Raw genomic sequence first — 23,949 nt, forward strand, 5'->3', positions numbered from 1 at the left:
TGAGTCGAGCGAGGGGAAGAACGATCATGGCGTCACGCCTGTACACCTGGGCGCGCTGGGTGATACGCCGACGCGGCCGGGTCGCCGCCGCCTGGCTGTTGCTGCTCGCCGTCGTCGGTGGCCTCGGGATCACCCTGCACGGCAAGGTGACGACCGAGTTCTCGGTACCGGGCATCGAGTCGCAGCAGGCGCAGGACGTGCTGAAGGAGAAGTTCCCGGAGGCGGCGGGCGGCGTCGCGCGGGTCGTCTTCGCGGCACCGGAGGGCGAGAAGCTCACCGGGCCGAAGACCTCGGCGGCCATGGAGGCGAGCCTGAAGCAGGCCGCGCGGGTCCCCGGTGTCGCCGACGTCTCCGACCCGCTCAAGGGCCGCACCGTCTCCGCCGACCAGCGGATCGGCTACGCGGACGTCCGCTTCCGGCAGCAGGCCAGCGACGTCACGCAGGAGGCCAAGGACGCCCTGTCGGACGCGATGGCGCAGGCCCGCGACGCCGGTCTGGAGGTCGAGTTCGGCGGCTCCGCGATGGAGCACAAGACCGAGGTCGGCGGACCGGCCGAGATCGTCGGCGTGGTCGCCGCCTTCGTCGTCCTCACCTTTGCCCTCGGCTCCCTGGTCGCGGCCGGGCTGCCGCTGCTCACCGCCCTGGTGGGGGTGGCGATCGGCGTCCTGGGCGTCGAGTTCATGAGCCGGTACGTCGAGATGACGTCCACCGCCACCGTCCTCGCCCTGATGATCGGGCTGGCCGTCGGCATCGACTACGCCCTGTTCATCATCTCCCGCCACCGCGAGCAGCTCGCCGACCCCGACCAGGACGTCGAGGACTCCATCGCGCGGGCCGTGGCCACCGCCGGTGGCGCGGTCGTCTTCGCCGGGGCGACCGTCATCATCGCGCTGGCCGCGCTCGCGGTCACCGGCATCCCGTTCCTGACCGTGATGGGTCTGGCCGCCGCGGCCACCGTCGCGCTCGCGGTGCTGGTCGCCGTCAGCCTCGTACCCGCCGCACTCGGCTTCCTCGGCGAGCGGCTGCGCCCGCGGGCACGGCGGACCGAGGGGCGCGAACGCCCGCCCGGCGCCTGGGGACTGGCCTGGGGACGGGCCGTCACCCGCAAGCCGCTGCTCGTCCTGCTGGCCGGGGTGATCGGCCTGCTCGCGCTCGCCGCGCCCGCCCGCGATCTGCGGCTCGGGCTGCCGAGCAACGCCTCGCAGCCCGTCGACAGCACCCAGCACAAGAGCTACGACCTGCTGACGGACGGTTTCGGCCCCGGCTTCAACGCCACGCTGACGGCCGTCGTCGACCTCGACAAGGTCCCGGCAGGCGACCGTACGGCGACCGTGACCGGGCTGCGGACGGCCCTCGCGGGCGACCGGGGTGTGGCGGTCGCCGCCCCGCCCGTCACCAACGCCGACTCCACCCTCGCCGTCCTCGCCGTGGTCCCGAAGACCGGGCCCGACGCCCAGGCCACCACCGACCTGGTGCACCGGCTGCGGGAGAACGCGAGCACCGTCGAGAAGGCGGGTGGCACCCTCTACATCGCCGGGCAGACGGCCGCCGCGATCGACGTGGCGGGCAAGCTGTCCGACGCGCTGCCGCTGTTCATCGCCATCATCGTGATCCTGGCGCTGATCCTGCTGACCATCGCCTTCCGGTCACTGCTCGTGCCGGTGAAGGCGGCCCTCGGCTTCTTGCTGTCGGTCGCCGCTTCCCTGGGCGCCACGGTCTGGGTCTTCCAGGACGGCCACCTGAACGGCGTGCTCGACATCCCCTCCGCGGGACCGGTCACCAGCTTCCTGCCCGTCCTCCTCATCGGCGTCCTCTTCGGACTGGCCATGGACTACGAGGTGTTCCTCGTCAGCCGGATGCGCGAGCACTTCGAGCACACGGGCGACGCCGCCGAGGCCGTGACCCAGGGCATGGCACGCAGCGGGCGGGTCGTCAGCGCCGCCGCGCTCATCATGGTCGCGGTCTTCGGAGGGTTCGTCTTCAACACCGACCCGATCATCAAGTCCATCGGTTTCGCCCTGGCGTTCGGTGTGTTCGTCGACGCGTTCGTCGTCCGCATGACCCTCGTGCCCGCCGCCATGGCACTGCTCGGCCGCCGCGCCTGGGGACTGCCGGGCTGGCTGGACCGCGTCACGCCGGACGTCGACATCGAGGGGGCGAAGCTGCCGGCGCGAGCGGCAGTTGAGCCGACGGAGGAGGAAGAGACGAAGCGGGACAAGGCTTCCGTGCGCTGAGCCCGATGGTGCGCGAGGGGGGCCGCCGCCAACGGCCCTCCCTCGACGTCAGCCGGCCCCCGGCAGCGGACGGCGGGCGATCTCGTGGGCGTCGTCCGGTGGGACGCCCAGCATCCGCAGGACCATCTCGGCCAGCTCGACGGCCGCCTCGTCGCCGTCGACATCGGGACGCGCGAAGCGCAGCTCCACCAGGGACAGCAGGGTGCCGCCCAGCGCCGACAGGGCCACCGCGGGGTCGCGTACGGTGAAGCGGCCCGAGTCCATGCCGACCTGGACATCACGCAGGGCGCGTCGGGCCAGTCCGTTGCCCGAGTGGATGTGGGCGAGGCCGCGGCGGCGCACGATCTGCATCAGCTCCGGGTGCGAGTCGGCCATCCGGGCGCTGAGACGGAAGCCGGCCGCGACGCGTTCCGCCGCGTCGTCGATGCCGGTCAGACGGTCGTCGAAGGCCTGGCCGTACTCCTCCAGGGCGTCCACCACCGCCGCCTCGAACAACTCCGACTTCGACTCGAAGTGGTTGTAGAAGGAGCCGAAGCCGACGTCGGCGCGCTCGGCGATCACCTGGATGCTGGCGCCGGTCTCCCCGGTCTCGGCGAGAAGCTGCCGAGCCGCGCGGACCAGCGCCGCACGGGTCTCGGCGCGACGCCGCTCGAAGCGGTTGCCGGGCGGGGCTGACGTGGTCATGGGCGGATTCTAACGAGGCACCGATGACGGTCCCAGTCCTGACGAATCCGTCATCTCCCTTCGCGGTCGCCGTCCTGCCGCGCCGCCCACAGACCGCGGACGTGGCCGAGATGGCGGGTCATGACCTCGTGCACCGCCGTCTCGTCGCGGGCGATCAGCGCGTCGAGGAGTTCGAGGTGCTCCTCGGCGGAGGCCGGCAGGCGGCCCGCCTCGACGAGGGCGGTCAGCCCGTACAGGCGGGAGCGGGCACGCAGATCGCGGACCACCTCGACGAGGTGGGCGTTGCCCGCGAGGGCTAGCAGGCCGAGGTGGAAGCGGGTGTCGGCCTCGACGTACGCGACGAGGTCACCGGCCGCGGCGGCCTGCACGATCTCGCGGGCCGCCGGACGCAGCGCCTCCAGCTGGACCGGGGCGGCGGTGGCGGCCAGACCCACCACCGTCGGGATCTCGATTAGCCGCCGGACGTGCGTGTACTCGTCGAGCTGCCGGTCGGAGACCTCGCTGACCCGGAACCCCTTGTTGGGGACGGTGTCGACCAGACCCTCCTTGACCAGGTCCAGCATGGCCTCGCGCACCGGGGTCGCCGAGACGCCGAAGCGGGCGGCGAGGGCCGGCGCGGAGTACACCGCCCCGGGCAGCAGCTCACCGGCGATCAGCGCGGCTCGCAGCGCGTCGGCGACCCGCTCGCGATAGCTGCTTTTCTTGCCGCCGAGCGAGGGCAGGACGGGCGTCGCGGGAGCGGCGGATGCGGCGGGCGCGCCGACGGTCGGGCTGCTGGGGCGGATGGCGGCCATGTCTTCGGGATCTCCTCGTACGGGCGTCACGCACCATGGATGTGCAATGTCACGCGCCACCAGTATCTATGCGGCACGCCACAGGGCTTGACCCGTGGTCTAGAGGACGAATCCGGCCGGGAACGGGTCGGACGGGTCGAGCAGGTACTGCGCGGTGCCGGTGATCCAGGCGCGGCCGGTGAAGCTGGGCAGGACGGCCGGCCGTCCGGCGACCTCCGTGGTGCCGAGCAGGCGGCCGGTGAACCGGGTGCCGATGAAGGACTCGTTCACGAACTCGGTGTGCAGGGGGAGTTCACCGCGCGCGTGCAGCTGGGCCATGCGGGCGCTGGTGCCGGTGCCGCACGGGGAGCGGTCGAACCAGCCGGGGTGGATGGCCATGGCGTGCCGGGAGTGACGGGCGGTGGCGTCGGGAGCGATCAGATGGACGTGGTGACAGCCCCGGATGGACGGGTCCTCGGGATGGACCGGCTCCTCCTCGGCGTTGATCGCCGCCATGAGCGACAGCCCGGCGGCGAGGATGTCGTCCTTGCGGGCACGGTCGAAGGGCAGGCCGAACTGCTCCAGCGGCAGGATGGCGTAGAAGTTGCCGCCGTACGCCATGTCGTAGGTCACCGTCCGTCCGTCGGCGAGCGTGATCTTGCGGTCGAGGGCCACGGAGTACGACGGCACGTTCTGGAGCGTGACCGCCTTCGCGGCGCCGTCCACCACCTCGACCTCGGCCACGACGAGGCCCGCCGGGGTGTCGAGCCGGATGGTGGTGACCGGCTCGACGACCTCGACCATGCCGGTCTCCACGAGGACGGTCGCCACGCCGATCGTGCCGTGCCCGCACATCGGGAGGTATCCGGAGACCTCGATGTAGACCACGCCCCAGTCGCAGTCGGGGCGGGTCGGCGGCTGGAGGATCGCGCCGCTCATCGCCGAGTGCCCGCGCGGCTCGTTCATCAGCAACTGCTTGATGTCGTCGCGGTGTTCACGGAAGTACAGCCGCCGCTCGTTCATCGTGGCGCCGGGGATCGTGCCGATGCCGCCGGTGATCACCCGGGTCGGCATGCCCTCGGTGTGCGAGTCGACGGCGTGCAGGACGAGTTTGCTGCGCATGGTGCGATCTCCTTCGCCAGCTGTGAGGGGTTACGCGAGTCCGGCGGCGACGGCCTTCTCCGTGGCGGCCCGCACGGCGGCCTCCTGCTCGGGCAGCAGCGGCACCCGTGGCGGCCGGCAGGCGCCGCCGTGCCGGCCGACGATGTCCATGGACAGTTTGATGGCCTGCACGAACTCGACCTTGGAGTCCCAGCGCAGCAACGGGTGCAGCTGCTCGTAGAGCTTCTTGGCGGTGCCGAGGTCCCCGCCGACGGCCGCCCGGTACAGCTCGACGGACGCGCGCGGCAGCGCGTTCGGGTAGCCGGCCACCCACCCCACGGCCCCGGCGACCGCGAGCTCCAGCAGGACGTCGTCGGCACCGATCAACAGGTCCAGCTCCGGGGCGAGTTCGGCGAGCTGGTAGGCGCGCCGGACATCGCCGGAGAACTCCTTGACCGCGTGGATGTGTCCCTCGCCGTGCAGCTTCGCCAGCAGCTCCGGCACGAGGTCGACCTTGGTGTCGATCGGGTTGTTGTACGCCACCACCGGCACGCCCGCCTTCGCGACCTCGGCGTAGTGCGCCAGCACCGAACGCTCGTCGGCGCGGTACGCGTTGGGCGGCAGCAGCATCACTGCGGCACACCCGGCGTCCCGCGCCTGCTCGGCCCAGCGGCGGGACTCGGCCGACCCGTAGGCGGCGACCCCCGGCATCACCCGCTCCCCGCCGATCGCGGCCACGGCCGTCTCGACGACCTTGGCGCGCTCCTCGGGCGTGAGCACCTGGTACTCGCCGAGCGAGCCGTTCGGCACGACCCCGTCACAGCCGTTCTCGACCAGCCAGGCGCAGTGCTCGGCGTACTTGTCGAGGTCGACGGAGAGGTCGTCGCGCAGCGGCAGCGCGGTGGCGACGAGGACGCCGCGCCAGGGGCGGTTCTGCGGGGTGGTGGTCATCGAGAGCCCTTCTGTGGTGGTGTGTGACATGGCACTGAGGTGAATGGCCAGACGTCGGCCTCCGGGGCGTCCCCGGCCCGGGCCAGTACGCCCAGCGGCACCGGATGCGCGAATGGCCGCCGAGCGGGCGTCTCCGGGCAGCCGACGAGCCCGGCCACCGCGGAACCGCACATCCGCCCCTGGCACCAGCCCATTCCGGCCCGCGTCAGCAGCTTCACGGTCCGCTGGTCCCCGGCGCCCAGCCCGGCCACGGCCTCGCGGATCGCACCGCCGGTCACCTCCTCGCAGCGGCACACCACGGTGTCGTCGCTGACCTGCTCGGCCCAGTGCGCGGGCGGTGCGCAGACCTCGTCGAGCGTGGCGAAGAACCTCCGGAGCGCCGTACGGGCGCGCGCCGCACCCGCCCATTCGTCTGGGTCCGGCTCAACGCCCCTCAGGCGTGCGGCGATCGACCGCCCGGCGATGTGTCCCTCGGCGAGCGAGAGAGCCGCGCCGCCGATGCCGGTGGCCTCGCCCGCCGCCCACACGCCCGGCACATCGGTGCGCTGCTCGTCGTCCACGTGCACCGCGACCCCGTCGATCCGGCAGCCCAGCCCCTGGGCGAGGTCGGTGTGCGGCAGCATGCCGTGGCCGACGGCCAGGGTGTCGCAGGCGATACGGCGTTCGGTGCCGGGCCGGACGCGTCCGGAGCGGTCGAGCGCGGCGACGGTCACGGCCTCCAGCCGCTCGGTGCCGTGTGCCGCGACCACGGTGTGGTGGACCAGGGTGCGCACCCGGTGCCGCGCCAACTGGGCGGCGTACCGGGCGCCTTCGGCGAGCTTGGCGGGTTGGGCGGACAGCACGCGTGACCGTCGTACGAGGTCCCGGGGGTCGGCGGACTCCACCAGCGCCGCCACCCGGACGCCCGCCGCCGCGAGTCCGGTGGCGACGGGCAGGAGCAGCGGGCCGGTCCCGGCGACGACGGCGGTGCGTCCGCCGACGGAGAGGGTGCTCTTGAGTATGGCCTGCGCGCCGCCCGCGGTGACGACACCGGGGAGGGTCCAGCCGGGGAAGGGCAGCACCTTCTCGTAGCCGCCGGTGGCCAGCACTACGGCGTCGGCGCGCACCTCGGCCGGTTCGGTCTGCTCCGGGCCGAGCAGCGCGTGCACGGTGAAGCCGCCGGAGCGCCGCTCGACGAGCCAGACGTGATGGTCGGTCAAGTGCGTGACAGAACCCTGCTGTTGATGGGTCCGCAGCCCGTCCCGCAGCCGCTCCCACGTCCGCCACTCGTGGTGCAGGGCCTCGGGTCGTCGTGCGCCGAGGGCGCGCGCGGGCTGCCGGTAGAACTGGCCGCCCGCCTCGGGCGCCGCGTCGACGAGCGTGACCCGTACGCCGTGCCGGGCGGCGGCCAGCGTGGCGGCCAGCCCCGCGGGACCGGCGCCGATCACGGCCAGATGCGGCCGTTCAGCCGTCATGACCTGTCCCCTCCTGCGTGCGGATCGCGTCGCCCGGCTTCAGCGGAACGAGGCAAGCTCTTTGATTGGGGCGGTCGTTGACGGTGACCAGGCAGTCGTAGCAGACGCCGATGCCGCAGAAGACGCCCCGCGGACGGCCCTCGCCGCGGGTGCTCCGCCAGGAGGTGATCCCGGCCGTCCAGAGCGCGGCGGCGACGGTCTGGCCGGGCAGCGCCTCGATCTCGCGCCCGTCGAGGGTGACGGTGAACGCGGGCCCGGGACGGGCCCGGGCCAGCTCCAGGGGTTTCACGCGTCCTCCTCGGCGGGGGTGAAGCGGTCGGGACGGAACGGCGTCAGATCCAGCTCGGGAGCCTTGCCGCTCAGCACCTGGGCGATCGACTGCCCGGTGCCCGTGGCGAGTCCGATGCCGGCGCCCTCGTGCCCACAGGCGTGCACGAGGCCGGGGACGCGCGGATCGGGGCCGATCGCCGGGAGGTGGTCGGGCATGTACGGGCGGAAGCCGAGGTACGTGCGCATCGCCCGGACGTCCTCCAGGAACGGGAACAGCCGGGTCGCGCCCGCCGCCAGCGCCCGCACGGCGGGCAGCGAGAAGGAGCGGTCGAAGCCGACCCGCTCCCGGCTCGCGCCGATCAGGACCGGCCCGGCGGCCGTGCCCTCCACCACCGGCGAGGTCTGCAGCGCCGCCGAGTCGCTGGCCACGTCGGCCACGTAGTCGGCGGCGTACACCTTGTGCCGGACCCTGCGCGGGAGCGGCTCGGTGACCAGGACGAAGCCGCGCCGGGGGAGGACGGGCAGGTGCACGCCGGCGAGCGCGGCGAGCTCACCGCCCCAGGTGCCGGCCGCGTTCACGACCGTCGGCGCGTGGATCTCGCCCCGGTCGGCGCGCACCCCGCGCACGGCACCGTCGGCGCCGCGCGGTACGTCGATCACGTTCCAGCCGGTCAACAGGCGTGCGCCCGAAGCCCGTAGGAGATGCGCGGCGGCCAGGGTCGGCATCACCTGCGCGTCCTGGGGGTAGAGCACGCCGCCTGCCGTGTCCGGCGTCAAGTACGGCTCCAGCTCACGGAGTTGGTGAGGGTCGACGCTCAGCGCCTCGACCCCGGCGGCCCGTTGCCCGGCGGCGAACCCCTCCAGGGCGGTGAGCCCCTCGGACGTGGACGCGACGACGACACCACCCTTGGGCTCGTACTCGAACGCGGCCCCCAGCCCCGGCTCGGCGGCCAGCTCGGCCCACAACCGCTGTGACAGCAGGGCGAGTTCGAGCTCGGGCCCCGGCTCCTTGTCGGAGACCAGCAGATTGCCCTCACCCGCACCGGTCGTACCTCCGGCCACCGGGCCGCGGTCCACCACGGTGACGTCCAGGCCGGCGCGAGAGGCGTACAGGGCACAGGCCGCGCCCGCCATCCCGGCTCCGACCACGACGACGTCGCAGGTCAGTCGCTTGGTCACGCCAGTACTATGTCACATACTTCTGCGGTCGAGGAAGAGCCGACACCCGGGACACACAAGAAGAAGAGCAGCGGTGGCGGCGCAGTGCGCACGAAGGCCGCCAGACCCCATGAGAAGGGGGGGCGGCGGCCTTCGGTGGTTTCGGTGTGGCTCAGATGTCGCGGAAGATCTCGATCTGCGCCCCGACGCTGTTGAGCCGCTCGGCGAGGTCCTCGTAACCCCGGTTGATGACGTACACGTTCCGCAGCACGGACGTGCCCTCCGCCGCCATCATGGCCAGCAGGACGACCACGGCGGGACGCAGCGCCGGCGGGCACATCATCTCGGCGGCGCGCCAGCGGGTCGGGCCCTCGACCAGCACGCGGTGCGGGTCCAGCAACTGGAGCCTGCCGCCTAGGCGGTTGAGGTCCGTCAGGTAGATCGCCCGGTTGTCGTAGACCCAGTCATGGATCAGCGTCTTGCCCTGCGCGGAGGCCGCGATGGCCGCGAAGAACGGGACGTTGTCGATGTTCAGGCCCGGGAACGGCATCGGGTGGATCTTGTCGATCGGCGCTTCGAGCTTGCTCGGGCGGACCGTCAGGTCGACCAGACGGGTACGGCCGTTGTCGGCGACGTACTCCGGCGTGCGGTCGTGGTCGAGGCCCATCTCCTCCAGGACCGCGAGCTCGATCTCCAGGAACTCGATGGGCACCCGGCGGACCGTCAGCTCCGACTCCGTGACCACCGCGGCGGCCAGCAGGCTCATCGCCTCGACCGGGTCCTCGGAGGGGGAGTAGTCGACGTCGACGTCGATGGTCGGCATGCCGTGCACGGTGAGGGTGGTGGTGCCGATGCCCTCGACCTTGACGCCGAGCGCCTCCAGGAAGAAGCAGAGGTCCTGGACCATGTAGTTGGAGGACGCATTGCGGATGACCGTGACGCCGTCGTGCCGCGCGGCGGCCAGCAGCGCGTTCTCGGTCACGGTGTCGCCGCGCTCGGTCAGCACGATCGGGCGGTCGGGGGAGATCGAGCGGTCCACCTGCGCGTGGTACAGCCCCTCGGTCGCCGCGATGTCGAGGCCGAAGCGGCGCAGCGCGATCATGTGCGGCTCGATGGTCCGCGTCCCGAGGTCGCAGCCACCGGCGTACGGCAGTTTGAAGGCGTCCATGCGGTGCAGCAGCGGGCCGAGGAACATGATGATCGAGCGGGTGCGGCGGGCCGCGTCCGCGTCGATCGCGGCCATGTCCAGCTGGGCGGGCGGCACGATCTCCAGGTCGACGCCCTCGTTGATCCAGCGAGTGCGCACGCCGATGGAGTTGAGCACCTCCAGCAGGCGGTAGACCTCCTCGATGCGGGCGACCCGGCGCAGCACTGTGCGCCCCTTGTTGAGCAGAGAGGCGCACAGCAGTGCCACGCACGCGTTCTTGCTGGTCTTGACGTCGATGGCGCCGGAGAGCCGGCGCCCGCCGACGACTCGCAGATGCATCGGGCCCGCGTAGCCCAGAGAGACGATCTCGCTCTCCAGGGCTTCACCGATTCGAGCGATCATCTCAAGGCTGATGTTTTGGTTGCCGCGCTCGATGCGGTTGACGGCGCTCTGACTGGTGCCGAGCGCCTCCGCGAGCTGCGACTGTGTCCAGCCACGGTGTTGCCGCGCGTCACGGATGAGCTTGCCGATGCGTACGAGGTAATCGTCTGCCATGAGGTTGAGGCTATCTCAGATATGAGATGACACATCCCGGTGGGGCCATTCGGGTGATGGCTCGTCAATGCCTCTTATGGGTACGGGTGCGCCGCCATCCGAAAGGTCCGGGCAAATCAACCGATGTCGTACGACGTCCGGTGCTGCTGTGGGTGTGGCGCGGACCGTTCTTTCCGCCGCCGGTGGTGATGGACCAGGAGCGCCGGTTGATGTTCAGCCGTACGCCGGGCAGGATGCGGAAACTCTTGCGGAACGTCAGGGGCATGCGTACGCCTCCCTCCGGGGGGTCTGGGAACGTACCTGTCGGTTACCCCGACTTGGCGTACTGATGGCAGAACTCGACCGGCTCCTCGAAGGTGACCGATGTCACCGGGGCGGTGGTGACGAGGTACCGGTGCCGTGACTCCTGACCGTCCTCCGTCCGCAGCTCCAGCAGTCCCGGCGAGGGGCACCGCCATGTCAGCCGCGTCACCCACTCCCCGCCGAGATGGGCCAGCAGGCTCCACCCGGTGCCGTCGGCCCGCAGTTCGCACTCGGACGTCTCCATGACGCCGTAGTCGTACGGGGCGCTGCTCCAGTGGCCGATGAGCGCCTCGTCCAGACCGGTACGGGTGCCGGCGGCGTCCTCTTCGGCGAGCCGGCGCCGCGAGGCGACCGCTGTGGCGCCGAGCGCGACGACCCGCGAGCCGTGCATGAGTGCACCGAGGCCGCCCGCCAACTCGATGCCGACGTAGGGGACGCCGTCCCTGGAGGCGTCGTGGACGTGCAGGCCCGTCGGGTGGGCGGAGTCGTCGACGGCCGCCGCGGCCGCGAGGTCGTCCGGGCGCAGGGTGTGGATGAGGTGGGCGCGCAGGGCGGGCCGGAGCCCGGCGGTCATCTCGGGCAGATGCCGGACGACCCACTCGGCACGGCTCACGAGCCACCCCCTGCGCGTGTCGGCCTGCCCGCGCCGAAGGCGTCGTCCCGCCAGATAATCACCGGGTGAGCCTAAGCGCCGTGTGAGACGTCGTGTGAGGCGTCACAAACGGAGTCCGGGCATGACCTGTCCGACCCCATGTACTAGAGTTATCTCGACATCGAGATATCTGCCGAGGCGTACCGCAGCCGCCACCCCGGTTAGGGTTACCTAACTTAGCCTGACCTTAGCGGATCGGCCAAGTCGTCGTGGCGGCAGGATGCGGTGGGAACGCGCACATCAATGAAGGAGACTGTCGTGTCGGCGAACAGCTTCGACGCCCGCAGCACGCTGCAGGTGGGCGACGAGTCGTACGAGATCTTCCGGCTGGACAAGGTGGAAGGCTCGGCTCGCCTTCCGTACAGCCTCAAGGTTCTGCTGGAGAACCTGCTCCGTACCGAGGACGGCGCGAACATCACCGCCGACCACATCCGTGCCCTCGGCAGCTGGGACTCCCAGGCCCAGCCGTCCCAGGAGATCCAGTTCACGCCCGCCCGCGTGATCATGCAGGACTTCACCGGCGTGCCCTGTGTCGTCGACCTCGCCACCATGCGCGAGGCCGTCAAGGCCCTCGGCGGCGACCCGGCCAAGGTCAACCCGCTCTCCCCGGCCGAGATGGTCATCGACCACTCCGTCATCGCCGACAAGTTCGGCACCAACGACGCCTTCAAGCAGAACGTCGACCTGGAGTACGGCCGCAACAAGGAGCGCTACCAGTTCCTGCGCTGGGGCCAGACCGCCTTCGACGACTTCAAGGTCGTCCCCCCGGGCACCGGCATCGTCCACCAGGTCAACATCGAGCACCTCGCCCGTACGGTCATGGTGCGCAACGGCCAGGCCTACCCCGACACCCTCGTCGGCACCGACTCGCACACCACCATGGTCAACGGCCTCGGTGTGCTCGGCTGGGGCGTCGGCGGCATCGAGGCCGAGGCCGCGATGCTCGGCCAGCCGGTCTCGATGCTCATCCCGCGCGTCGTCGGCTTCAAGCTGACCGGTGAGCTCACCCCGGGCACCACCGCCACCGACCTCGTGCTCACCATCACCGAGATGCTGCGCAAGCACGGCGTCGTCGGCAAGTTCGTCGAGTTCTACGGCGAGGGCGTCGCCGCCACCTCGCTGGCCAACCGCGCCACCATCGGCAACATGTCGCCGGAGTTCGGCTCCACCGCCGCGATCTTCCCGATCGACGACGAGACCATCAAGTACCTCAAGCTCACCGGCCGCTCCGAGCAGCAGCTCGCGCTCGTCGAGGCGTACGCCAAGGAGCAGGGCCTCTGGCTCGACCCGGCCGCCGAGCCCGACTTCTCCGAGAAGCTGGAGCTCGACCTCTCCACGGTCGTCCCCTCCATCGCCGGCCCGAAGCGCCCGCAGGACCGCATCGTCCTCGCCAACGCCGCCGAGCAGTTCAAGCTGGACGTCCGCAACTACGTCGACGTCGTCGACGAGGCCGGCCAGGAGTCCTTCCCGGCCTCCGACGCCCCGGCCGTCGCCCCGAACGGCGCCCCGTCCAACCCGGTCACCGTGACCGCCCCCGACGGTTCGACGTACGAGATCGACCACGGTGCGGTGACGGTCGCGGCCATCACCTCCTGCACCAACACGTCCAACCCGTACGTCATGGTCGCCGCCGCGCTGGTGGCCAAGAAGGCGGTCGAGAAGGGCCTGACCCGCAAGCCGTGGGTCAAGACCACCCTCGCCCCGGGCTCCAAGGTCGTCACCGACTACTTCGACAAGGCGGGGCTCACCCCCTACCTCGACAAGGTCGGCTTCAACCTCGTCGGCTACGGCTGCACCACCTGCATCGGCAACTCCGGCCCGCTGCCGGAAGAGGTCTCCAAGGCCGTCAACGACCACGACCTGGCCGTGACCTCGGTGCTCTCCGGCAACCGCAACTTCGAGGGCCGGATCAACCCCGACGTCAAGATGAACTACCTGGCCTCCCCGCCGCTGGTCGTCGCGTACGCCATCGCGGGCTCCATGAAGGTGGACATCACGCGCGACGCGCTGGGCGTGGACCAGGAGGGCAAGCCGGTCTTCCTGGCCGACATCTGGCCCTCCGAGGCCGAGGTCAACGACGTCGTCGCCAACGCCATCGGCGAGGACATGTTCTCCAAGTCCTACCAGGACGTCTTCGCGGGCGACGCCCAGTGGCAGGCTCTGTCGATCCCGACCGGCGACACCTTCGAGTGGGACCCGCAGTCGACGTACGTCCGCAAGCCCCCGTACTTCGAGGGCATGACGATGGAGACCACCCCGGTCTCCGACATCACGGGCGCCCGCGTCCTCGCCAAGCTCGGCGACTCGGTCACCACCGACCACATCTCCCCGGCCGGTGCGATCAAGGCCGACACCCCGGCCGGCAAGTACCTCACGGAGCACGGCGTCGAGCGCCGCGACTTCAACAGCTACGGCTCCCGCCGCGGCAACCACGAGGTCATGATCCGCGGTACGTTCGCCAACATCCGCCTGCGCAACCAGATCGCGCCGGGCACCGAGGGCGGCTACACCCGCGACTTCACGCAGGACGGCGGCCCGGTCTCCTTCATCTACGACGCGTCGCAGAACTACCAGGCCGCCGGCACCCCGCTGGTCATCCTGGGCGGCAAGGAGTACGGCTCCGGCTCGTCCCGCGACTGGGCCGCCAAGGGCACCGCGCTCCTCGGCGTCAAGGCCGTCATCACCGAGTCGTACGAGCGCATCCACCGCTCGAACCTCATCGGCATGGGCGTCCTGCCGCTGCAGTTCCCGGCCGGCCAGAACGCCGACTCCCTCGGCCTGACCGGCGAGGAGACCTTCTCCATCACCGGCGTGACCGAGCTGAACAACGGCACCACCCCGAGCACGGTCAAGGTCACCACCGACACGGGCGTCGAGTTCGACGCGGTCGTCCGCATCGACACCCCCGGTGAGGCCGACTACTACCGCAACGGCGGCATCATGCAGTACGTGCTGCGCAGCCTGATCCGCGGCTAGTCCTTCCCGGAAGGCCCGTGTCCCCGGTACGCCGGGGACACGGGCCTTCGGCGTTCCTGGGCTGCGCCGACTGCCTGGGTCTGGGACCGGTGTTGGCGACACTTGGCCCTGAACTGGTATGGGCGCCCCTGGCCTTGAGACCGGCGTCGGCGATCGTCGTACCCTTTCCGCGTGACCACCCCTGACCTCCTCCACCGCGCCCTGCACGACCCCGGCGACCCACACCTCCGCCCGCTGCCGGACCGGGCGGCGGAGTTGCTGCGCGCGCTGGACGCGCCGCCGCGGCTGGCCGCGCATCTGAGGGCGGTGCACGACGTGGCGTACGACCTCGTGGAGTGGGTGACGCGGCAGCACCCTCAACTCCCGTTCGACCGCGAGGCGGTGCTGTTCGGCGCGGCCACGCACGACATAGGCAAGACGGCGCACACCACGGAGCTCTCCGGCCCCGGCTCGGCGCACGAAGTCGCCGGTCGTGACCTGCTGTTGAGCCACGGCATCACCCCGCGGCTCGCCCGCTTCGCCGCCACCCACGCGAGCTGGACCGCGCCGGACGTGACGATCGAGGATCTCCTGGTCAGCCTCGCCGACAAGGCATGGAAGAACAAGCGCGTCCCGGAGCTGGAGGACCTGGTGGTCAAGGCGCTGGCCGAGGCGAGCGGGCGGTCGGCGTGGGAGGAGTTCCTCGACCTCGACGACCTGCTGACGGCCGTGGGGGAGGGGGCGGAGGCGCGGCTCGCCTTTCAGGGGGCGTATCCCGTGTGACGGGAGACAGGGGAGACGACCTCCACGACGAGGGCGACCTTTCCCACCGGGACCCACGCGGCCTCGAAGAAGTCCAGTTCTCGGGGGTCGAAGACGGTCACGTCGGGCGTTGCCGTGTTCTGTTCGTCGCCCCTCACGCACTGGACGCCGACGACCTTGTACGGCTCGGTCGCGGCGGCGTCCAGGTCACCACGCAAGCCGTCACGCACGGAGTTGTGCCACACCTTGCCCCGGCCTCGCACCACGATCCGGCCGTCCACGAGATCCCGCAGCGGGCTGCCCTTCGACTCCCCCACGCAAGCCAATCCGGACGCCGACACGCACAGTGATCGTACAACTCTCCTGCGCCAACCGTTTACACCCGCCCCTATTCGCGCTACCTTCCGCCACAGGCGGGGTGGGAGCGCTCCCATGCGGATGGACCGGAACCCACCCGGAGGGGACCACCCACCCCGCCCTCCCGCACACGCATCCGCACGGCCCGTACCTCAAGGAACGGACTGGACTGTCATGATCCTGACAAAATCAGCGGCGTCCCCAGGTCGCCGATTAGTGCTGCCGACTCGCGCCAGAGCCCTCTTCCTCGTCCTGGTCTCCCTGCTCGCCGCCATCCCCGCCGTCGCCCTGGTCGTCACGACCGGCGGGCAGGCGGAGGCCCACGGCACCCCGATGAAGCCCGCCAGCCGCACCTTCCTGTGCTGGCAGGACGCGCTCACCGACACCGGTGAGATCAAGCCGGTCAACCCGGCCTGCAAGAACGCCCAGGCCGTCAGCGGCACCACGCCGTTCTACAACTGGTTCTCGGTGCTCCGCTCGGACGGCGCCGGCCGCACCCGCGGCTTCGTACCGGACGGCCAGCTCTGCAGCGGCGGCAACACCAACTTCACCGGCTTCAACGCCCCCCGCAACGACTGGCCGTTGACCCACCTCACCTCGGGCGCGACCGTCGACTTCTCCTACAACGCCTGGGCGGCGCACCCTGGTTGGTTCTACGTCTACGTGACCAAAGACGGCTTCGACCCGACCAAGACCCTCACCTGGAACGACATCGAGGACCGCCCCTTCCTCTCCGTCGACCACCCGCCGCTGCACGGCAGTCCGGGCACGGTCGACGCCAACTACTCCTGGACCGGGCAGCTTCCGTCCAACAAGTCGGGCCGCCACGTCATCTACATGGTCTGGCAGCGCTCGGACAGCGCGGAGACCTTCTACTCCTGCTCCGACGTCGTCTTCGACGGCGGCCACGGCGAGGTGACCGGCATCCACGAGCCGGGCAACCCGACCGAGCCGGTCCCCGGCACCTGCACCGCCACCCGCAGGACGACCGGCAGTTGGAGCGGCGGCTACCAGTCCGAGGTGACCGTCACCAACTCCGGCGACGTCCCGATGCTCGGCTGGATGGTCAACTGGGCGCTCCCGAGCGGCCAGAAGGTCGACAGCCTCTGGAACGGCAACGCCACCTACACCGGCCAGGACGTGATGGTCCACAACGCCGACTGGAACGGGTCCCTGAGTCCGGGGAAGAGCGCGACGTTCGGGTACGTCGTGACCGGCTCCGGCGGTGATACGGCGACCACGTTGCCCTGTCGCGTCGGGTAACCCCGGCCGGCCCGCGGACCCGGTGGGCCACGAGCCGCCGCTCACCGGGTCCGTCGGCGATGACATGATGACGGGCATGACGTTCACGATCCGCATGACCGTGCCGGCCGCGTCCCGAAAGGGCGATGCCGCGTAGGCGCCCCGGCGCGCTGCGCGCCGCTCGACCCTCCAGTGCCCCGCGCTGGGACCTCCCGCCGGCCCGTATCCATGGCCTGTCCACCCGAACGAGCTTGTCCATAGCCCGCGTTGAAGGGCTCCCGGCGGACTATTACCTCTACTCCGGCGCCACCGACCGAGCCCTGCGCCGCTACCGCCAGTTCCTCCAACCGGCGGGCCGACGGCCCCGCTACCCACAGGACGCGGAGTGCTCCTGCCGCGGCTGCTCCTTCGACGACGTCCGGCACGCCCGCGACGTACTGGCCGAGGTCCTCACCCGACTGCCTCCCCGCCCACGCGCCGAACTCGCGCGTGCCGTAGGCGACTTGGACGCCACCTACCTCCGACGCACCCTCCCCGACCCCTTCGCCGCACAGCGTCAGTGGCAGGGCGACCTGTGGTGGCGACGCCGACTGGCGGGCGGCCGCGAGGACCCACTCCCCGACCCGAGCGAGCCGACGTCCCGCCGACGCCGTCGATGACGTACCTACGTGAAGAGGCCGGGCCCCGCGGACGCCGGGCATCGGCGACAGGGCTGAGGTCACCGCCACCTGGCGGGAGTGAGGCGAGCCGTGCTGAGGCCAGAGAGCGCAGGGTTCCGTCGTCCCTGGGGGCTCAAGGGCGGACCCGGTGGACACCCCCACCGGGTCCGCGAGCCGGGCAGGTGAGGGGGAGTCCCTGCCCGGGTGTGGAGTGGCTGACGACGGCGACAGCGCGCCGGTCGGACAACGTTGTCGAGTGGTCTAAACCTCACCTTACCGCGTCAATGGACCGCCAAGTCAAGCGAGTTGGGTGTGACCCGTCCGAGTGGTTCCGCGGTGCTGTCGGACGGCTGTTCGCGACCGCGCGTGGTACGGCTGGCGCCCGTGAAGCCCCTCATGCTTGCCGCCGCTCTGGCCTTGGTGTTCGCCGGTGTCGCCGCCGCGCCCGCCCCACCCCTCGCGCCCCCCGAGCTCGTCGACGACCCCACCGCCTACGTCGACCCCCTCATCGGCACCCGCGACGGCGGCAACGTCTTCCCCGGCGCGGTCACCCCGTTCGGCATGCTCTCGTGGAGCCCCGAGAACACCCGCGGCGACGCCACCCGCACGGCGGCCCCCGGCGGCTACCACTACGACGCCACCCGCATCCGGGGCTTCAGCCTCACCCACATGTCCGGCACCGGGTGCGCGGGCGGCAGCGGTGACATCCCGTTCTTCCCGTACGCCGGACAGGTCGCCTCCTCGCCCGCGAGCGACACCGGGGACGCGGTCTACGCCGCCGACTTCGACCACGCCGACGAGACCGCCGAACCCGGCCACTACAAGGTCTCCCTCGCCTCCGGCGTCACCGCGGACCTCACGGCCACCGCCCGCACCGGTTCGGCCCGCTTCACCTACCCGGCCGACCGCCCCGCCTCGTTGCTCATCCGCACCGCCAACTCCGAGGTGGGCTCCACGGATTCCACGGTCGAGATCCACCCGGAGACCCGTACCGTCTCCGGCTCCGTCACCTCCGGCAACTTCTGCGGTCACCTCGACCCCGAAGGCCGACGCGCCTACTACACCCTGCACTTCACCGCCCGCTTCGACCGCGCCTTCAAGGCGACCGGCACCTGGCGGGACGACCGGCTCGACCCCGGTTCCCTCGCGACGAGCGGCGGCACCGGCGGTTTCGCCGACGGCGGTCGGCCGGTCGCCGGCAAGGGGGCCGGCGGGTATGTGGAGTTCGCGCCGGGTGCCGGGCCGGTGAACGTCAAGGTCGGTGTCTCGTACGTCAGTCGGGCGGGCGCCGAGACGAACCTGGCGGCGGAGAACCCGCCGTACCGCACCTTCGACGCCGTACGGGAAGCGGCTCGCCGGGCCTGGCGCGACGACCTCGCCGCCGTCCGCGTCGGCGGTGGTACGGACGCCGAGCGCACCACCTTCTACACGGCCCTGTACCACTCCCTCCTCCATCCGAACGTCATCAGCGACGCCGACCGCAGGTATCGCGGCGCCGACGGCGAGGTGCACCGGACCGGGCGCCGGGCGCAGTACGGCACCTTCTCCGGGTGGGACGTCTACCGCGACCAGGTGCAGCTGCTCACGCTCCTCCAGCCGCGCACCGGCTCCGACATCGCCCAGTCGCTGTACGAACTCGCCGAGCAGAACGGCGGGACCTGGGACCGCTGGCTGCACGGGGCGAGCGGCACGCACGTCATGAACGGGGATCCATCGGCCATCGCCCTGGCAGGCATCCACGCCTTCGGCGGCACCGACTTCGACCTGCCCGGCGCGCTGCACTCACTGGTCCGTGCGGCGACCGTACCGACCCAGCAGGATCTGTCCGCCGCCGGGAAGCCGGTCCTGTCGGTGGGGCAACGGCCGTCCCTCGACCGGTACTTGAAACACCACTACATGCCGTCCGTGTCCAATGCCTGGGGCGGCGCCGCGGAGACGCTGGAGATGTCCGGCGCCGACTTCGCCCTCTCGCAACTCGCCACCGCGGCAGGGGAGAAGGGAGTCGCCGCCGAGTTCGCCGGCCGCTCCCAGTGGTGGCAGAACAACGTCAACATCGGTGCTCACCCGAGCGGCGGCTACATCGCCAACCGCAAGGACGACGGGAGTTGGGTCACCGGCTTCACCCCGGACACCGGCAACGGGTTCGTGGAGGGGACAGCCGCCCAGTACACCTGGATGGTGCCGCACAATCCCGCGGGGCTCTTCGCCGCGATGGGCGGGCGGGACGCGGCCCGCGGTCGGCTCGACTCCTTCTTCCACGCGGGTGACGGCAGTTGGGCCTTCACCGGAAGCGGCGGCGAGAAGGCGGAGCTGGACAACGAGCCCTCGATCAACGTGCCCTACCTGTACGACTACGCGGGTGCCCCGTACCGGACGCAGGAGACCGTGCGCGCCGCCATGCGGCAGCTGTGGTCGACTCGGCCGGGCGGCATCCCGGGCAACGACGACCTCGGCGCGATGTCCGCCTGGTACGTCTTCGCCGCCCTCGGCATGTATCCGCAGGTCCCCTCCCGCGCCGAACTCGTCCTGGCCTCACCGCTGTTCCCGCGGATCGAGATCGACCGCCCGGACGGCAACGACATCTCCGTCCACGCGGAAGGAGCCGCCACCGACGCGCCGTACATCCACTCCCTGCGCGTCGACGGGCGTACCAGTGAACGGCCTTGGCTGCCCGCCTCCCTCGTGCGCGACGGCGGCCGCCTCGACTACACACTCTCCGGTACACCCGACCGCGCCTGGGGCTCGGGCGCCGATGCCGCCCCGCCCTCCTTCCGCGAGGGCGAGCAGCCCTACCAGGTCGGCATCGGGCCGACCGCGGTGACGCTCGCCCCGGGCGGGAGCGCGAAGGTCGCCGTTCGCGCGCTCGCGCTGCGCGGCGGTGCCGGGCCGGAGGTCCACTTCAGCGTCGACGCGCCAGAGGGGGTCGAGGCAAGTCCTGCCGAGGGCAGTGTTGTTGACGGGGTTCGCGTGATCACGCTCAGTGCCGGCGAGGACACCATCCAGGGCTTCTACGATGTCGAGATCGCCGTCGACTCGTACGCGCAGCCGGTCTTCCTGACCGTCGCCGCCCCCGGCAGTCTGCTGGCCGCCTACGACGGCACCGGGATCTCGGACGACTTCGGTGACCACGGCGAGGCCGACTTCGACGGCGACGGCTGGAGCTACTCGCGTCAGGCGCTGGCCGCGGCCGGTTTGACCCCGGGCGGGCAGGGGCGCGTGGGCGACGGCCTCCGTTTCACCTGGCCCGGCTCGCCGAGCGGGCGGCCGGACAACGCCTCCGGGAAGGGGCAGACCGTGGAATTGTCACAGCCCGCAAGCCGGTTGGCCTTCGTCGGGAGCGCGGTCGGCGGCGATCAGCAGGGTCGCGCCACCGTCACCTACACCGACGGCAGCACCGACACCGTCGACCTCTCCTTCACCGACTGGACGCTCGGCGGGGGCGGCGGCAGCGTGCGGTACGGCAACGAGGTCGTCGCGCGGACCGCGTACCGGAACGTCCCGGGCGCGGGGCGGGAAGCGGTCGGCGCGTACGTCTTCGCCACCGAGCCGTTCACGGCGCCCGAGGGGAAGGCCGTGGCGAGTGTGCGGCTGCCCCGTGAGCCGGACCTGCACGTGTTCACACTGGCGACTCGCTGAACAGGCTCTCCAGCCAGTCGAGTTGGCGGCGGACATGGACCGCGTCGCCGCCCTCGTGACCGTTGTACGGGTAGGCGTGGATCTCCTTGCGCGGGTCGGTGCCTGAGAGTTCGGCCCAGCGGTTGAAGGCGGCGTACGCGCCGCTCGGTGGGCAGACCGTGTCGCGCAGGCCGACGCCGAAGTGGGCCGGGGCGTGGGCGCGGCGGGCGAAGGAGATGCCCTCGACGTAGGACAGGGTGCGGTACGCGGCCTCCTCCGCGTCCCGGTGCACGGAGAGGTAGGTGCTGATCTCGCCGTACGGGTGGGCGTCGGTGAGGTCGAGGGCGCGGCGGATGCCGCACAGCAGCGGGGCGGTGATGAGGGCCGCGGCCAGGTCGGGGACGAGTCCCGCGACGGCGAGGGCGAGGCCGCCGCCCTGGCTGTTGCCGACGGCGACGGTGCGGGAGGCGTCCACGCCGGGCAGGGCGCGGACCGCGGTGACCGCACGGACGGCGTCCGTGATGAGACGGCGGTAGTGATAGTCGCGGGGGTGGAGAAGGCCGCGGGTCATGGGGCCCGGACCGCCGGGGGCCTGGGCGTGTGGGTCGGGGGTGGCACCGCCGTTGCCGTACTGGTCGCCCTGGCCGCGGTTGTCCATGAGCATCACCGCGTACCCGGCGTTCACCCAGGTCAGGCGCTCGTGCGGGAGGCCGCGGCCACGGCCGTAGCCCGCGTACTCGACGACCGCGGGCAGGGGTTCAGGCACCCCGGCGGGGCGGGAGAACCAGGCGCGCACCGGGTCGCCCGCGAAGCCCCGGAACGTCACGTCCCAGGTCTCGGTGAGCCGCAGGCCGGACTCCACCGGCCGTACCGACACCAACACCTCCTCCTGGGCGGCCTCCTTGAGGGTCCCGTGCCAGAACTCCTCGAAGTCGGCGGGCTCTTCGGGGAGCGGGCGATGGTGCGCGAGTTCCGTCAGGGGCAGGTCGAACGCGGGCACAAGGCACCTCGCAGGAGTCGGTCGGCACATGGAAACTTGCGGAGATTACTGCGCTGCGTCTCCGGGTTCTACCCCGTGGGCCGAGGACTTCAACTCCGTGCAGTCGCCTCAGAAGGCCCTTGCAGCACCCATTGACAGCGCTTTCCATGTGCCTTTAGGTTGCCGCGAAGTTACCGGTAAGAGCTCGAAAGTTTCGGTTCAACTCCCTCTCCTGAGAGGACCGAGCAATGAGCACGTCCACCAAGTCGGCCTCTCCGCCCGGCGTCCAGGACCCACCCGCACCCGCTCCACCGCGCAAGCCCTCCGCACGCGTCACCTGGCGACGGGCGCTGCGCCGCGACTGGCAGCTGTACTCGCTGGCGGTGCTGCCGCTGCTGTTCTTCCTGGTCTTCCGCTATCTGCCGATGCTCGGCAACGTGATCGCCTTCCGGCGTTTCGAGCCCGGCGGCTCGATGTTCGGCGAGCAGTGGGTCGGCCTGCGCTATGTCGAGATGTTCCTCAGCGACCCGACCTTCTGGCAGGTCTTCCGGAACACGCTGTGGCTCGGCGGACTGACCCTCGTCTTCTGCTTCCCGGTGCCGATCGTGCTGGCCCTGCTGCTCAACGAGGTGCGCAGGCGGGCCCTGAAGCGGTTCGTGCAGTCGGTGTCGTACCTGCCGCACTTCCTGTCGATCGTGATCGTCGCCGGCATCACCCTGCAGATCCTCGCCACCGACGGCCCGGTCAACCACGTCCTGGGCTGGTTCGGCCACGACGAGATCCGGTTCATCCAGGAACCCGAGTGGTTCCGCACGATCTACGTCGGCTCCGAGATCTGGCAGACCGCCGGCTGGGGCACGATCCTCTACCTCGCCGCGCTCACCACCATCGACGAGGACCTGTACGAGGCCACCCGCATCGACGGCGCCGGCCGCTGGCGGCAGACCTGGCACGTCACCCTGCCCGGCATCCGCCCCACCATGATCACGCTGCTGATCCTCAACGTCGGCACTTTCATGGCGGTCGGCTTCGAGAAGGTCCTGCTGCTCTACAACCCGCTGACCTACCAGACCTCGGACGTGATCTCCACGTACGTCTACCGGACCGGCGTCGAGTCCAACAGCTTCAGCTACGCCGCCGCCATCGGCCTGTTCGAGGCGGTCATCGGCCTGGTCCTGATCACCTCCGCGAACCAGCTCTCGCGGCGCACGGTGGGGACCAGCCTGTGGTGAGGCCGAGCCGCTCCTACCGGGTGTTCCAGGGCGTCAACGGGGTGATCCTCAGCCTCGTCGTGGTCGTGACGCTGTATCCCTTCGCCAACATCGTCGCCCGGTCCTTCAGCGGGGAGCGGCAGATCCGCGCCGGTGAAGTGACGCTGTGGCCCAAGGGGTTCAACCTCACCACGTACAAAATCGTGTTCCAGGACTCGATGTTCTGGCGCAACTACGGCAACACCGTGTTCTACACGGTCGTCTCCACCGTCGTCGCGATGATCCTGACGACCTGTTACGCGTACGTCCTGTCGAAGAAGCACCTCAAGGGCCGCACCGCGCTCGTCGGCATCGCCGTGTTCACCATGTTCTTCACCGGCGGTCTGATCCCCAACTACGTGCTGATCACCACCCTCGGCCTGAAGAACAGCGTGTGGGCGATCGCCCTGCCCAACGCGATCAGCGTCTTCAACCTGCTGGTGATGAAGGCCTTCTTCGAGAGTCTGCCGGGGGAGTTGGAGGAGGCCGCGCAGATCGACGGGCTGAGCACCTACGGCATCCTGCTCAGGGTCGTGCTGCCGCTGTCCAAGGCGGTCGTCGCGACGATGGTCCTGTTCTACTCGGTGTCCTTCTGGAACTCCTGGTTCAGCGCGTTCCTCTACATGGACAGCTCGGACCTGATGCCGGTCACCGTCTATCTGCGGAACATGATCCTGGGTGCCACCGGCGGCTCCAACGCGGGCGCCGGCACTGAGCAGCTCAGCCAGGTCGGCGCGAACATCCAGGCGGTGACCATCGTGCTCACCTCGCTGCCGATCCTCTGCGTGTACCCGTTCGTCCAGCGCTACTTCGTCTCGGGCGTGATGCTCGGCGCCGTCAAGGGCTGA

At 70.8% G+C, this 23,949-nt stretch carries 20 protein-coding genes; 8 read left to right on the top strand and 12 right to left on the bottom strand.

The genetic code is table 11. The annotated features are described in order from the left end of the window. Window positions 1–26: 26 nt before the first annotated feature. The gene (locus tag CRP56_RS32090; protein ID WP_097269904.1) at window positions 27–2,234 is read left to right on the top strand and encodes an MMPL family transporter; all 2,208 of its coding nucleotides are present in this window, start codon (window positions 27–29) and stop codon (window positions 2,232–2,234) included. Window positions 2,235–2,282: 48 nt separating this feature from the next. On the opposite strand, the gene CRP56_RS32095 is transcribed toward CRP56_RS32090, so the two are convergent. The 10 genes from CRP56_RS32095 to CRP56_RS32140 all read right to left on the bottom strand — a co-directional run bounded on the left by CRP56_RS32095 (window position 2,283) and on the right by CRP56_RS32140 (window position 11,243). Continuing rightward, window positions 2,283–2,918, bottom strand: coding sequence for a TetR/AcrR family transcriptional regulator (locus CRP56_RS32095; protein WP_097269906.1), 636 nt, complete (start codon window positions 2,916–2,918; stop codon window positions 2,283–2,285). 50 nt (window positions 2,919–2,968) lie between these two features. Next, window positions 2,969–3,712: a GntR family transcriptional regulator gene (locus CRP56_RS32100; protein ID WP_097269908.1), complete on the bottom strand. Its 744-nt coding sequence runs from the start codon at window positions 3,710–3,712 to the stop codon at window positions 2,969–2,971. Between the two features lie 99 nt (window positions 3,713–3,811). After that, window positions 3,812–4,813 (bottom strand): proline racemase family protein, encoded by a 1,002-nt coding sequence (locus CRP56_RS32105; protein ID WP_097269910.1) that lies wholly within the window; start codon window positions 4,811–4,813, stop codon window positions 3,812–3,814. Window positions 4,814–4,843: 30 nt separating this feature from the next. Continuing rightward, window positions 4,844–5,743, bottom strand: coding sequence for a dihydrodipicolinate synthase family protein (locus tag CRP56_RS32110; RefSeq protein WP_097269912.1), 900 nt, complete (start codon window positions 5,741–5,743; stop codon window positions 4,844–4,846). Beyond that, the gene (locus CRP56_RS32115; RefSeq protein WP_097269914.1) at window positions 5,740–7,197 is read right to left on the bottom strand and encodes an NAD(P)/FAD-dependent oxidoreductase; all 1,458 of its coding nucleotides are present in this window, start codon (window positions 7,195–7,197) and stop codon (window positions 5,740–5,742) included. Before CRP56_RS32115 ends, CRP56_RS32110 begins: the two co-directional genes overlap by 4 nt. Continuing rightward, the gene (locus CRP56_RS32120; RefSeq protein WP_097269916.1) at window positions 7,187–7,486 is read right to left on the bottom strand and encodes a (2Fe-2S)-binding protein; all 300 of its coding nucleotides are present in this window, start codon (window positions 7,484–7,486) and stop codon (window positions 7,187–7,189) included. Before CRP56_RS32120 ends, CRP56_RS32115 begins: the two co-directional genes overlap by 11 nt. Continuing rightward, window positions 7,483–8,646 carry an NAD(P)/FAD-dependent oxidoreductase gene (locus tag CRP56_RS32125; RefSeq protein ID WP_097269918.1) on the bottom strand — a complete coding sequence of 388 codons (1,164 nt, stop codon included), beginning with the start codon at window positions 8,644–8,646 and terminating at the stop codon, window positions 7,483–7,485. Before CRP56_RS32125 ends, CRP56_RS32120 begins: the two co-directional genes overlap by 4 nt. Window positions 8,647–8,797: 151 nt before the next feature. Beyond that, window positions 8,798–10,327, bottom strand: a complete 1,530-nt coding sequence (locus tag CRP56_RS32130) for a helix-turn-helix domain-containing protein (RefSeq protein ID WP_097269920.1) — start codon at window positions 10,325–10,327, stop codon at window positions 8,798–8,800. Window positions 10,328–10,391: 64 nt separating this feature from the next. Continuing rightward, window positions 10,392–10,592: a DUF4236 domain-containing protein gene (locus CRP56_RS32135; protein WP_097269922.1), complete on the bottom strand. Its 201-nt coding sequence runs from the start codon at window positions 10,590–10,592 to the stop codon at window positions 10,392–10,394. Window positions 10,593–10,634: 42 nt separating this feature from the next. Next, window positions 10,635–11,243 carry a hypothetical protein gene (locus tag CRP56_RS32140; RefSeq protein ID WP_097269924.1) on the bottom strand — a complete coding sequence of 203 codons (609 nt, stop codon included), beginning with the start codon at window positions 11,241–11,243 and terminating at the stop codon, window positions 10,635–10,637. Between the two features lie 297 nt (window positions 11,244–11,540). Between CRP56_RS32140 and acnA the strand changes: the two genes are divergently transcribed. Together acnA and CRP56_RS32150 are read left to right on the top strand one after the other, a co-directional pair. Next, window positions 11,541–14,258: an aconitate hydratase AcnA gene (acnA, locus tag CRP56_RS32145; protein WP_097269926.1), complete on the top strand. Its 2,718-nt coding sequence runs from the start codon at window positions 11,541–11,543 to the stop codon at window positions 14,256–14,258. 171 nt (window positions 14,259–14,429) lie between these two features. Continuing rightward, a complete protein-coding gene (locus tag CRP56_RS32150; RefSeq protein WP_097269928.1) occupies window positions 14,430–15,020 on the top strand; it encodes an HD domain-containing protein in 591 nt (196 codons plus the stop codon). On the opposite strand, the gene CRP56_RS32155 is transcribed toward CRP56_RS32150, so the two are convergent. Next, window positions 14,999–15,340, bottom strand: coding sequence for a hypothetical protein (locus tag CRP56_RS32155; protein ID WP_143664958.1), 342 nt, complete (start codon window positions 15,338–15,340; stop codon window positions 14,999–15,001). The genes CRP56_RS32150 and CRP56_RS32155 overlap by 22 nt on opposite strands. Window positions 15,341–15,530: 190 nt before the next feature. On the opposite strand from CRP56_RS32155, the gene CRP56_RS32160 reads away from it, so the two are divergent. The 3 genes from CRP56_RS32160 (at window position 15,531) to CRP56_RS32170 (ending at window position 20,893) form a co-directional block, all read left to right on the top strand. Continuing rightward, on the top strand, window positions 15,531–16,619 hold the full coding sequence (locus CRP56_RS32160; RefSeq protein WP_097269932.1) for a lytic polysaccharide monooxygenase auxiliary activity family 9 protein: 1,089 nt from the start codon (window positions 15,531–15,533) through the stop codon (window positions 16,617–16,619). Window positions 16,620–16,849: 230 nt separating this feature from the next. Beyond that, window positions 16,850–17,257, top strand: coding sequence for a hypothetical protein (locus tag CRP56_RS32165; protein WP_257041296.1), 408 nt, complete (start codon window positions 16,850–16,852; stop codon window positions 17,255–17,257). A gap of 396 nt (window positions 17,258–17,653) precedes the next feature. Then, complete coding sequence (locus CRP56_RS32170; protein WP_097269934.1) at window positions 17,654–20,893, top strand: GH92 family glycosyl hydrolase; 3,240 nt, start codon at window positions 17,654–17,656, stop codon at window positions 20,891–20,893. Here CRP56_RS32170 and CRP56_RS32175 read toward each other — a convergent pair. Continuing rightward, window positions 20,874–21,872: an acetylxylan esterase gene (locus tag CRP56_RS32175; protein ID WP_097269936.1), complete on the bottom strand. Its 999-nt coding sequence runs from the start codon at window positions 21,870–21,872 to the stop codon at window positions 20,874–20,876. The two genes, CRP56_RS32170 and CRP56_RS32175, sit on opposite strands and share 20 nt — an antisense overlap. Window positions 21,873–22,099: 227 nt before the next feature. Between CRP56_RS32175 and CRP56_RS32180 the strand changes: the two genes are divergently transcribed. Both CRP56_RS32180 and CRP56_RS32185 read left to right on the top strand, forming a co-directional pair. Then, on the top strand, window positions 22,100–23,083 hold the full coding sequence (locus CRP56_RS32180) for an ABC transporter permease (protein WP_097269938.1): 984 nt from the start codon (window positions 22,100–22,102) through the stop codon (window positions 23,081–23,083). After that, window positions 23,077–23,949 (top strand): carbohydrate ABC transporter permease, encoded by an 873-nt coding sequence (locus tag CRP56_RS32185; RefSeq protein WP_097269940.1) that lies wholly within the window; start codon window positions 23,077–23,079, stop codon window positions 23,947–23,949. Before CRP56_RS32180 ends, CRP56_RS32185 begins: the two co-directional genes overlap by 7 nt.

Source organism: Streptomyces sp. TLI_55 (genome assembly GCF_900206255.1).
Classification (GTDB): domain Bacteria; phylum Actinomycetota; class Actinomycetes; order Streptomycetales; family Streptomycetaceae; genus Streptomyces; species Streptomyces aquilus.